The sequence below is a fragment of the Cellulosimicrobium sp. I38E genome (assembly GCF_001647255.1).
GTDB classification, from domain to species: domain Bacteria; phylum Actinomycetota; class Actinomycetes; order Actinomycetales; family Cellulomonadaceae; genus Cellulosimicrobium; species Cellulosimicrobium cellulans_E.
Genome location: NZ_LUAZ01000073.1, coordinates 1 through 10736, shown reverse-complemented (window position 1 = coordinate 10736; position 10736 = coordinate 1). Strand labels below are relative to the sequence as shown.

Annotated in this window: 12 protein-coding genes and 1 other RNA gene; 2 read left to right on the top strand and 11 right to left on the bottom strand. The window is 71.4% G+C overall.

Annotated elements, in window-relative coordinates; translation table 11 throughout:
• The 7 genes from A0J59_RS19300 to A0J59_RS19270 form a co-directional block, all read right to left on the bottom strand.
• A partial coding sequence (locus A0J59_RS19300) for a 6-phosphogluconolactonase (RefSeq protein ID WP_172820060.1) occupies positions 1–297 on the bottom strand: 297 nt, incomplete at its 3' end.
• Positions 297–1322 carry an ROK family protein gene (locus A0J59_RS19295; protein WP_255365363.1) on the bottom strand — a complete coding sequence of 342 codons (1026 nt, stop codon included), beginning with the start codon at positions 1320–1322 and terminating at the stop codon, positions 297–299. The genes A0J59_RS19300 and A0J59_RS19295, both read right to left, overlap by 1 nt.
• Before the next feature lies 1 nt (position 1323).
• Positions 1324–2256 (bottom strand): carbohydrate ABC transporter permease, encoded by a 933-nt coding sequence (locus A0J59_RS19290; RefSeq protein WP_369799798.1) that lies wholly within the window; start codon positions 2254–2256, stop codon positions 1324–1326.
• The gene (locus A0J59_RS19285) at positions 2253–3206 is read right to left on the bottom strand and encodes a carbohydrate ABC transporter permease (RefSeq protein WP_047234772.1); all 954 of its coding nucleotides are present in this window, start codon (positions 3204–3206) and stop codon (positions 2253–2255) included. Before A0J59_RS19285 ends, A0J59_RS19290 begins: the two co-directional genes overlap by 4 nt.
• A 152-nt stretch (positions 3207–3358) precedes the next feature.
• Positions 3359–4654 carry an extracellular solute-binding protein gene (locus A0J59_RS19280; RefSeq protein ID WP_082141569.1) on the bottom strand — a complete coding sequence of 432 codons (1296 nt, stop codon included), beginning with the start codon at positions 4652–4654 and terminating at the stop codon, positions 3359–3361.
• 197 nt (positions 4655–4851) lie between these two features.
• Complete coding sequence (locus A0J59_RS19275; protein WP_082141568.1) at positions 4852–6012, bottom strand: ROK family transcriptional regulator; 1161 nt, start codon at positions 6010–6012, stop codon at positions 4852–4854.
• Between the two features lie 132 nt (positions 6013–6144).
• Complete coding sequence (locus A0J59_RS19270; protein ID WP_255365365.1) at positions 6145–7023, bottom strand: PfkB family carbohydrate kinase; 879 nt, start codon at positions 7021–7023, stop codon at positions 6145–6147.
• Between the two features lie 156 nt (positions 7024–7179).
• On the opposite strand from A0J59_RS19270, the gene A0J59_RS19265 reads away from it, so the two are divergent.
• Positions 7180–8163 carry a DUF4349 domain-containing protein gene (locus tag A0J59_RS19265; protein ID WP_064317170.1) on the top strand — a complete coding sequence of 328 codons (984 nt, stop codon included), beginning with the start codon at positions 7180–7182 and terminating at the stop codon, positions 8161–8163.
• Positions 8156–8518, top strand: a complete 363-nt coding sequence (locus A0J59_RS19260) for a hypothetical protein (RefSeq protein ID WP_064317169.1) — start codon at positions 8156–8158, stop codon at positions 8516–8518. The genes A0J59_RS19265 and A0J59_RS19260 overlap by 8 nt, the downstream gene beginning before the upstream one ends.
• An 80-nt stretch (positions 8519–8598) precedes the next feature.
• Here A0J59_RS19260 and ssrA read toward each other — a convergent pair.
• The 4 genes from ssrA to A0J59_RS19240 form a co-directional block, all read right to left on the bottom strand.
• Positions 8599–8965: a transfer-messenger RNA gene (ssrA, locus tag A0J59_RS19255) on the bottom strand.
• A 138-nt stretch (positions 8966–9103) separates the two neighbouring features.
• The gene (locus tag A0J59_RS19250) at positions 9104–9517 is read right to left on the bottom strand and encodes a hypothetical protein (protein WP_047234046.1); all 414 of its coding nucleotides are present in this window, start codon (positions 9515–9517) and stop codon (positions 9104–9106) included.
• Between the two features lie 103 nt (positions 9518–9620).
• Positions 9621–10091 carry an SsrA-binding protein SmpB gene (gene smpB, locus A0J59_RS19245; protein WP_047234045.1) on the bottom strand — a complete coding sequence of 157 codons (471 nt, stop codon included), beginning with the start codon at positions 10089–10091 and terminating at the stop codon, positions 9621–9623.
• Between the two features lie 204 nt (positions 10092–10295).
• Complete coding sequence (locus A0J59_RS19240) at positions 10296–10661, bottom strand: M23 family metallopeptidase (protein ID WP_255365361.1); 366 nt, start codon at positions 10659–10661, stop codon at positions 10296–10298.
• Between the last annotated feature and the right edge of the window lie 75 nt (positions 10662–10736).

The window sequence follows — 10736 nt, the reverse complement described above, 5'->3', positions numbered from 1 at the left end:
CTGGACCGCGCCCTCGGCGAAGTCCACCCGCGAGGCGATCTCGGTCTCGATCACGTTCCGGTACCGCTCGGGGTGCTCCGCGGGCAGGCCCACGTACTCGTCGAGCATGAACGCCCGCACCCCCGCGAACGACAACCCGTCCTCACGGTGGCGCCGCGCCAGCTCGTCGTACACCCTCAACGGCGACGACCCCGTCGCCAGCCCCAGCACCGCCTCCGGCCGCGACCGCACCACCTTCTCGACCGCGTCCGCAGCCAGCACCGCCAACCGCTCCGCAGGAGCGATCACGACCTCCATCACTTCACCTTTCGACGGCCGGCGAGGGCAGCGCCCACCGCGGCGACGGGCACGTCCGCCGGAGCGAGCGAGACCCGCTCGGCGAGACGCAACGAGGACAGGAACGGGGACGTGCTCGACTGCGCGTCGAGCGCGGCGCGCACGGCGTCCAGGAGCGGCTGCCCCAGAGCGGACACGCCGCCACCGAGGACGACGTGCCGGACGTCGACCGTCAGCTCGAGGATCCGCACCGCGGAGGCGACGGCGGACGCGAACTCGTCCTTGATCCGGATCGCCTCCGGGTCGCCCGCCGCGGCCGCGTCGAAGAGCTCTGCGGGCGCAGGACGCCCGTGGCGCGACGGCCACCGGGCGGACACCGCGGAGCCCGAGGCGTAGACCTCGACGCATCCGCGCTGTCCGCACGCGCACTCGGGGCCGCGCGGGTCGATCGGGATGTGCCCGATCTCGCCCGCCGCGCCGCTCACGCCTCGACGCAGCTCGCCACCGAGCACGATCCCGGCGGCCAGACCGGTGCCCAGTGCGAGGAACGCGAGGTCCGACCCGTCGTCCCCGCGCAGGTGCGAGGCACCGAGCGCGGCGACGTTGAGGTCGTTGTCGACCTGGACCGGAAGACCGCCGAGCTCCGCCGACAGCGCCTCCGCCAGAGCGAAGCGCCCACCCTCGATACCGAGGTTGACGGCATGCATGACGGAGCCGTCCTCGGGGTCCACCAGTCCCGGCACGCCGACGCCGACGCCGTCAACCTCGGCGAGCCCGACGCCGGCCCGGCGCACCACCTCGCGGACCGCGCGGGCCGCGCTGGACACCACGCCCTGCGGGCCGCGCACGGTCGGCAGACGCAGCGTCTCGCGCGCGACCCCGTCGGGGCCGAGGAAGGCGGCGAGCACCTTGGTCCCGCCGATGTCGAGACCGACCGCGTTCCCGGTCGCCGCGGAGTCGCACCGCGGCGTGCCGGGACCGGGGCTACCGGCCAGGGCTGCGGCCGCCTCACCGTTCAGCGAGGCGGCCGTGCTCAGGTCGCTCACGTCAGCCCTTCACCGCACCCGAGACGAGGCCACCGGTCATCCGACCCTGGACGATGAGGAAGAAGACCACCACAGGGATCGCGATGAGCACGGCCCCTGCCATGAGAGCACCCCAGTTGGTCGCCTGGGTTGCCTGTTGGTAGGTCCGGAGCCACACCGGGAGAGTCATCGACTCGGGGCGCGACATGATGATCAGCGCCATGACGAACTCGTTCCAGGCCTGGATGAAGGCGAAGACGCCCGTCGCGACGAGACCCGGCGCGAGCAGCGGGAACGTGATCTTCCAGAACGCCCTGCCCCGGGAGCAGCCGTCGATCATGGCCGCTTCCTCGAGCTCGGCAGGCACGCCGTTGACGAACCCGCGCAGCGTCCAGATCGTGAAGGGCAGCACGCCGGACACGTAGACGATGCCGAGACCGATGATCGTGTTGAGCATCTGCCAGCCGTCGATGATCCGGAAGATCGAGATCATCATCGCCTCGCCGGGGATCATCTGGACGACGAGCACCGCGATGATGAACGCGCGGCGGCCCTTGAAGCGGAAGCGGGTCACGGCCAGCGAGGCGAGGAACCCGAGGATCATCGCGATGACGAGCGTGAAGAAGGTCACGGCGAGCGAGTTGCCCATCGCGGGCATGAAAGGCGCCCGCGAGTCGTCGGTGATGGCGCTCTCGTAGTTCTTGAGCGTGAAGACGTCCGGGGTCGGGAAGAAGTGCAGGTCCGTCCCGCGGATGAGGCTCGTCGGCAGGAACGAGGTGTTGATCATCCAGTAGACCGGGAAGACCGACGCCACGAAGACGATGATCGCGAGGATCGCGAAGACCACGTTCGCGGCCTTCTTGCGCTGCGTGTCGCGGCTCTTGCGCGGCGCGGGCCTGGCCGCCGCCGAGGCGTGCCGCACGGAGGCCCGGGGGGTGGTCGAGATGGTGCTCACAGTTCTTCCTCCCGGACCGTCTGGCGCACGTAGTAGAACGAGATGCCGAGCATGATGAAGACGAAGATCACCGAGATCGCCCCGGCGAGGCCGTAGTGACCCTGCGCCATACCCATCTGGTAGATGTACACACCGATCGTGTTCGTCTTCTCCCGGTCACCGCCGACGCCTTGGAGGGCGTAGATCTGCGTGAAGACGCGCAGGTCCCAGATGATCGACAGCACGATGAGCACCGTGATGATGCTGCGCACGTACGGGATCATGATCAGGCGGAACCGCTTGACCGGGCCGGCGCCGTCGAGCTGGGCGGCCTCGAGCACCTCGCCCGGGATCTGCGTCAGACCCGCGTACATCGTGAAGGCGACGAACGGGATCGCTCCCCACACGATGATGATGGTGGCGATGAGGAAGAACTGGAGCGGGTTGAGGAGCCACGAATGACCCATCCAGTTGTCGCCCGTGATCTTCGTCAGGAGGTTGTTGATCACGCCGTACTGGGTGTCGAAGATCCAGCCCCAGACGATCGTCGCGGCGAGGGCGGGCATGGCCCAGGCGAGGAGCAGGCCGATCGAGACGAGCAGGCGGAAACCCTTGCCGAGGCGCATCATGAGCAGCGCGATGAGGGTGCCGAGCACCAACGTCAGCGCGACGCAGACGACCATGAAGACAAAGCTGCGCAGGAGAACGGTCCAGAATCCCTGGACGTCCGTGAGGACCTGGGCGTAGTTGTCGAAGCCGACCCACTCGGCGGGCTGGCCCATGAGCTGGGCCCGCTCGTACTTCTGGAACGACATGACGAACAGTCGGACGATCGGGTACCCGACCAGGACCCCCAGCACGACGAGGCTGGGGACGAGGAGCGTCCACGGCAGGATCGGAGGACGCCGCTTCTTGGGTGGCCGCACGGCGCCGGGGCGCTCGGTGCGGGGTTCGAGGGTGGTTGAGCTCATTTCCTCACTCCGTCAGGGGTGCGCGGTGGTGCGCAGGTGACGTGCCGACGGCCCGTCATGGGAAGGGGTGGGGGCTCCCACGAGGAGACCCCACCCCTGACGGCTCGAGCCTCCGGTGGCGCCCGGACGAGGCCGGGCGCCACCGGGCGGTCTCAGCTGTTGAGGATCTCCTCGATCTTGGCGTCGAGCTCCTCGGCGACCGTCTTCACGTCGTCGCCGTTGGCGATACGCGTGAAGGCCGTCTGGAGCACGTTCTGCGCCTCGACGTCGGCCCACCGCGGCGACACGGGCGTGACCTGCGTGTTCTTCGAGGCGTCGACGCCCGCCTGGGCGATCGGGTTGTCGGTCGGCACCTTCTCGGCGAGCGAGGTCTTGGCCGGGATGAGGCCGTTCTCGGCGAGGATCGACTGGTACTCGTCGCTCATCATGATGGCGTAGGCCTTCACCGCGAGCTCAGGGTTGTTCGACTTCTGCGCGACCGCGATGTTCGAGCCACCACCGAAGACCGTCGCGGTGCCGCCGTCCTTGCCGGGCAGCGGGAGCGCGGTGAGGTCCGAGCCGTACGTGTCCGGGCAGCCCGGCGTCTCCGCGTCCGCCGGAGCCGTGATGGACCACTGGATCCAGGTCGGCGCCGAGAGGTACGCGACCGCGCCCTCGCAGAACGGGACCTGGAGGTCGGTCTCCTGACCGTCCTTCGGGGCGTGCGAGGCGTTCGCCATGAGGTCGGCGACCTGCTGCATGCCCTTGAGGCCGCCCTCCGAGGAGAAGCCCGCCTCCCACGTGCCGTCCTCGCCCTGCTCGGCGATGAAGCCGCCGTTCTCCCAGATGAACGGGAGCGCGTTGTACCAGTCCTGGCCAGGCCAGTAGAGGCCGGAGACGGTGTCGGTGGTGAGCGCCTTGGCGTTCGCGACGTACTCGTCGAGCGTGGTCGGCACGGGGGTGTCACCGGTGACCTGAGGCGAGTAGAACACGACGCGCGAACCCGCGTAGTACGGGAGCGCGTAGTGCTTGTCCTCCCAGGTGCCCGCGTCGACGAACGCCGGCAGGAGGTCGTCGCCGCCGTACGACTCGAACTCCTCGTCGGTGATCTCGCGGAAGAAGCCGGCCGACGTGAACGCGGCGGACTGCGTGTTGCCGACCTCGACGACGTCCGGGCTGTCGGAGCCCGAGAGCGACGTCGTGAGCTTGTCGACGAGGCCGGTCCAGGACTGCTCCTCGATCGTGAGGGTGCTGCCCGGGTTCTCCTCCTCGAAGGTCGACTTGAGGTAGTCGCGTGCGGCGTCGGGCGTGTCCGAGCCGACCAGCCAGACGCGGATGTCGCCGGATGCGGCCTCGGTCTCGCCGGAGCCGTTGTCGTCGCTCCCGCCGCCGGTGCTGCAGGCGGTCAGCGCGAGCGCCAGGGTGATCGTCGACGCCACGGAGGCGGCGACGAGACGGTTCCTCTTCACTGGGTGCTTCCTCTCGGTGTTTCTTGGTGGCGGCGTCGGTGACGCCACCGGAGGTGTGGCAGGAGTCCTGCGTAATAGAGCACGTGCAGGGGTACTGCGTTCCTGGGGATGCTGCTCTGGGGTTCCCAGGAGGTCTGAGGGGCCGGGTCTGGGCCCGGCCCGGTCGGGCGGTGGGGGTCAGTCCGAGCGTCGTCGGCTCATGAGACCCCCAGCTGTCCGGACAGGACGAGGACGGCTGCCCCGGCAAGGACGACGTCTTCGTCGAGCGTGGCCATCCGCACCTGGAGCCCGCTGCCGATGACCGGCATCGTGCGGGAGCGGATGGTCTCGAACGCTGCCTCGCGCAGAGGGCCGTCGAGCAGGTCCGCAGGACCGCTGACGAGCACCTCCGCGAGGTTGAGCGCACTGACGACAGGTGCCAGAGCGATGCCCAGCGTCCTGCCCACCGACGCCAGGACGGCGTCGGAAGCCTCGGTGTCGAGCCCGTCCACCGCGCGCCGCAGCGCCGGCACGGACAGGACGGTCTCCAGGCAGCCACGGCGCCCGCAGGCGCACGGCTCGCCGTCGTCGACGACGGTCACGTGACCCAGCTCGCCGGCCGCGTCCGCGTGCCCGCGCACCCGTGCGCCGTCGACCATGATGCCGGCGCCCACGCCCTCGCCGACGGTGAGGACGAGCAGCCCGTCACCGGCCGCGCCGCCGAACGTGAACTCGCCGAGCGCGGCGATGTTCGCGTCGTTGGCCACGTGGACGGCGAGGCCGAGCCGCTCGGTGAGCTGCGCGGCGAGCGGGACGTCGTACCAGCGTCGGTTGGGCGCCTCGATGACGCGGCCCTCGGCGTCGACGACGCCGGGCGACCCGATCCCCACGCCGATGACCGGCTGGGTGGCGGACGCGATGAGGCCGCGGCAGAAGCGCGTGAGGAGGTCGACCAGCTCGGTGCCCGTGCGGCCGTCGACCGCCAGGCTCTGCCGGACGACGAAGTCGCCGGTGAGCGTGAGGACCGCGCCGCGCAGCACCTCGTCGTCGGTGAGGTCCACGGAGACGATCTGGTACGCGCTCGTGCGCATCCCGACGAGGATCGCGGGCTTGCCGACGCGCTGGCCCGGGCGGACGCCGAGCTCCTCGACCAGACCCTCGGCGATGAGCACGGAGACGAGGTCGGAGATCGTCACGCGAGTGAGAGACGTGGCGCGCGCCAGGTCGGCGCGCGAGGTGGGTCCCTCGTGGAACAGGTGCTGCAGCACGAGGGACCGGTTGTGGGCCCGAGCGTGCTCGGGCAGCACCTTCGAGGTCGGCCTGAGCCCTGTGCTCAGACGCCTCCTCGGTGCTCCGGTCCCGGTGACTGCCGTTGTCATGTTTGTTAGTAGACTGCCTTTACTAAGTGGCTGTCAACTTCCTCGCGGCTTCGTGACCGAAATGTTGCCGACCGGCCCTCACCTCGGGACCTGGGTCCCGTCCGGGGCGGCCCGTCGACCCGGCCGTCCGCGTCAGGGCGAGCCCGCCGCGCCGACCCAGCCCCGCGCACCCGGGTGCTCCACCGAGCGCGACGCGACGACGACGGCCCGCTCGAGCGCGACCCGCCACGACGCGCCGCGCGCCGCCTCCGCCGCGAAGGCCCCGTGGACCACGTCACCCGCCCCGAGCGTGTCGACGACGCGCCCCGGCTCGGGCACCGCGACGTCGTACCGCTCCCCCGCGTCGAGCACCTCGACCGGCCGCGGACCGCGGGTGCGGGCGACGAACCGCGGACCGAGCGCCGCGACCGCAGCGAGCACGTCGTCCGCCCCGACTCCCGGCGGCCGGAAGTCCGCCGACACCACGACCGCGTCGCACGCGCCGATCATCTCCGCGGCGTCCGGCTTCCACGACCCGCCGTCGAGCACCACGGCCGCGCCCCGCTCGCGCGCCAGGTGCGCCACCCCGAGCGCGAGGCCCGGCAGGTGCCCGTCGAGCAGCAGGACGTCGCCCGGCCCGACACCGTCGAGGAGCCCGAGGCCGCCCGCCGCCGTGCGGGAAGCGAGGTCTCCGAACCCGGAGGCGTTGGTGCTCACGACGGCCCGTTCACCGGTGGCCCGCGTGACGAGCACGGTCGAGACGGCGAGGCGTCCGCCGCTCGTCCCGGCCGCGGCGTCGACGATCTCGACCCCGCAGCCCGCGAGCTCGCGACGCACGACCTCCGCGAGCGGCCCGCCGCCGACGGCGGTGACGAGCCGTGTCGGGACGCCCAGCGCGACGGCGGTCGCCGCGGCGTTGGCAGCGGGCCCCCCGAAGGTCGCGGCGACGGACCGCGCGACGACCTTCTCGTCAGGTCGCGGCAGGGCGTCGACGACCTGGACGACGTCGAGGGTCACGAGACCGCAGCACACGAGCACGCGCCCATCCTGCCGTGCCGGGGCCCGGGACCGCGCCGCCGTCCACGGTCCGGGGTGTCGCGCTGCGGTTGGATCACGACCAGTTCACAAGACGGTCACGATGTCGCGCGCGGTGTCCGGTTCGCGCGCTTGGCCCCCTACTCTCGCAGCATGCGGACCACTCGCCCCCTCGCCGTCGTCGCGACGCTCCTGCTCGGCGGCGCTCTCCTGGCGGGCTGCACCGCGGCCTCGGGCGACATGGCGTCCCTCTCCGAGGACGACGGCGGCGCGGTCTCGGAGGTCGCGGAGGGCGGCGGCACGGACGCCGCCGAGGACGTGGCCTCGGGGATCGCCCCGGGCGACGAGGACGCCGTCGCCGTGGCGGAGCGGGAGATCGTCACCACGGGGTCGGTCACGGTCGTGGCCGACGACCCGGCGGTCGCGGCCGACGCGGTCGCCGACCTCGCGGAGAGCGCGGGCGGCCGGGTCGAGAGCCGGCGGCAGTCCGAGCCCGAGGGCGACGCGCGCGCGTCCGCGGAGCTGACGATCCGGGTGCCGTCGACGCAGACGACCGCCACCGTCGACGCCCTCGACCAGGTGGGCGAGGTGCGCGACCTCTCGATCGAGGCCGTCGACGTGACCGGGACCGCACGCGACCTCGACGCCCGGGTCGACGCCCTGACGACGTCCGTGGAACGGCTGCGCACGCTCATGGGCGACGCCGCCACGACCGCCGACCTGCTCGCCGCGGAGCAGGAGCTGACGACACGACAGGCCGAGCTCGAGTCGCTCCAGTCGCAGCGAGCGGCGCTCACGGACCAGGTCTCGATGTCGACCCTGCACGTCACCGTCGTGGAGGTCGTGCCGACCGAGCGGCTCGCCCCCGGCGGCTTCCTCGGGGGCCTGCAGAACGGCTGGAACGCCCTGCTCTCCACGCTCAACGGGCTCGTCGTCGTCCTCGGTGCACTGCTGCCGTGGCTCGTGGTCGCCGGGGTGGTGCTGCTCGTCGTGCGCTGGGTCCTGCGGCGGTTCCGGCGGCGAGCCCAGGACGGTGGCACGCCGCCGGCCGACGCCGACCGTCCGGGGCCCGACGACGGACCCGACACCCCCGCCGCGAGCCGCGGGCCGCTCGTCGGGGCATCCACCCATGACTGACCCGACGATCGCCGAGACCCCGTCGACCGGGCGCGTCGCGCGCCTCTGGCACGAGCCGGACGACGGCGAGCCGCGACCGGTCGGGCACCTCGTGACGCGTGTGTGCACGCACTGGGACACCGTCGGGCCGTCCGCCTTCCCGCGGCACGTGAACCCCGAGCCGCGCGTCCAGTGGCGTGCCCACCTGGACGACGCCGACGCGGCCCTGACGGAGGACCTGTACAGCGACGACCCCGAGGCGCCGCCGCTCCCGCGCGAGGACGGCGGCTGCCTCGTCGTGCGGGGGCGCCAGCTGCGGGTCGAGTGGCTCGACGGCGATGAGGCGGCCGCCGCCTGGGCGCAGCACGGGTGGTGACGAGCGACCGTGTCGGGTCACGACCACCTGCCGGGACGACGACGGCCCGCACCCTCGAGGGGTGCGGGCCGTCGCCGCAGGGGTGGAGGTGCGGGGAATCGAACCCCGGTCCGGTGACGCCGATCGAGGACTTCTCCGGGCGCAGTCTGCTGTCGTTTTTCTCGGCCCCCGCACTCACGCAGACAAGATGCGGACGGGCTCAGTCACCTGAAAGTCCCCGCAGCCCCGATGACGAGGACTGCGAGCAGTGGCTCTCTAGATGACGCCAGGATCCGAGTCGAGAGCTAGCTCGGGCTGACGGACTTCGGGGCTCGCTCAGGCGGCGAGGGCGAAGTCGGTGCGCTTGTTATCGGCACCTGTGTTTTGCAGACATCGTTAACGAGATAAGCCTGCATCCTCGGCCCGCTTCTCCTCGAAGCACGACCACCGTCGAAACCGATCACCCCCTGTGGAGTTGTCAATCACTGCGCGCCGCCCGGGCGGACCCGGTCCTCGCTCAGCAGGACAAGCCTACGGGATGAACGTCGGTCGCCGCACCGATATTTCCGCACCTCCCGGACGTGGCCCGGCCAGCGACGCCGACGACTACTTCTTGCGGCTCAGGGCGTCCACGAGCAGACCGCCCGCGATCCCGAGGAGGAACACGTCCTTCGCGAGCCCGGTCCCCTGCTCGGTCGGGCGCACCCCGTCCTCGCGCGTCATGCCCGGGGTCTTCAGGTACATGCCCACGAGCCCCGCCGAGAAGACGCCCAGGCCCACGGCCACGAGCCCGGTCGGGACGAAGGGGGCGACGAGCGCCGCGCCGAGCGCGATCTCCGTGGTCGAGAGCGCCTTGGTGAACTGCTTCGGCTCGACGTCCCCGAGGAACGAGTACGTCCCCGCCGCCATGCCGTGGATCCCCTGCGCGGTCGCCTCGTCCGCGCCGCGCTTGTTCAGGCCGGAGTTGAGGATGTACGCGCCCGCCGCGAGGCGCGGGATGTACTGACGGAGCTTGACCATGGGGCCTCCTGGTTCGTGGTCGTCGTCTCGCCCTCGACCGTACGTCGAGGGCGACGAGGTCACCAGCGGGTGGGCCGTCGTCGGCCCGGAGAGCCCCCGGGGGTCAACGCAGCTCGCGCTGCCGCATGGCGCGCTGCGCCTCGCGGTTGTCCTGCTTCTCGCGCAGGGCCTGCCGCTTGTCGTACTCCTTCTTGCCGCGGGCGAGCGCGATCTCGACCTTCGCCCGCCCGTCGAGGAAGTACAGCGCGAGGGGCACGATCGTGTGGCCCTTCTCGCGCGTCTTGGACTCGAGCCGCAGGATCTCCTCCTTGTGCAGGAGCAGCTTGCGCTTGCGACGCGGGGCGTGGTTGTTCCACGTGCCCTCGGTGTACTCGGGGATGTGGACGTTCTCGAGCCAGGCCTCGCCCCGGTCGACGGCGACGTAGCCGTCGACGAGCGAGGCCCGCCCCATCCGCAACGCCTTGACCTCGGTGCCCGACAGGACGATCCCCGCCTCGTACACGTCCTCGATCACGTAGTCGTGACGTGCCTTGCGGTTGCTGGCGACGACCTTGCGGCCGGTGTCCTTCGCCATCCGTGTCCTACCGTCCTTCGCTGTCGTGTCGTCGCCCGCGGCGCCAGACCTCCGGTCCCGCGCCGCTCGGAGCCAGGTGCCGTCGTCGTGCCGGCGCACCAGCGTACGGGTGCCCGACCACGCCCGGTACCGATTATCCCCCGCGACCGGACGTCGCGGGTCAGACTGCGGCGCGCGACAGGGCCGTGCGCGAGCGGACGCGGGTCAGCCCAGGACCGACATCGGGTCGATGGTGGACCCGTTGACGTACACCTCGAAGTGGAGGTGGCACGCTCCCGAGAGCCCGGTGTTGCCGGAGTAGCCGATGACCTTGCCCTTCTCGACCTTCTGCCCGGAGGAGACCGCGAAACGCGTGAGGTGGTTGTAGCTCGTCATGAGGTTCTTGCCGCCGACCGTGCCGTGGTTGATCAGCACCTGGTTGCCGAAGCCGTTGCGCCACTGGGCGTGGACCACCGTGCCCGGGCCGGCCGCCATGATCGGGGTACCGCAGTAGGCACGCAGGTCGGTCCCGGCGTGCATGCGGTAGTACCCGAGGATCGGGTGCAGCCGCATCCCGTAGCTCGACGTCACGTGCGGCACCGCGGTCGGATACGACAGGAAGCTCGAGATGCTGCCCCGGTCGCCCCCCGAAGAGGACCCACCGCC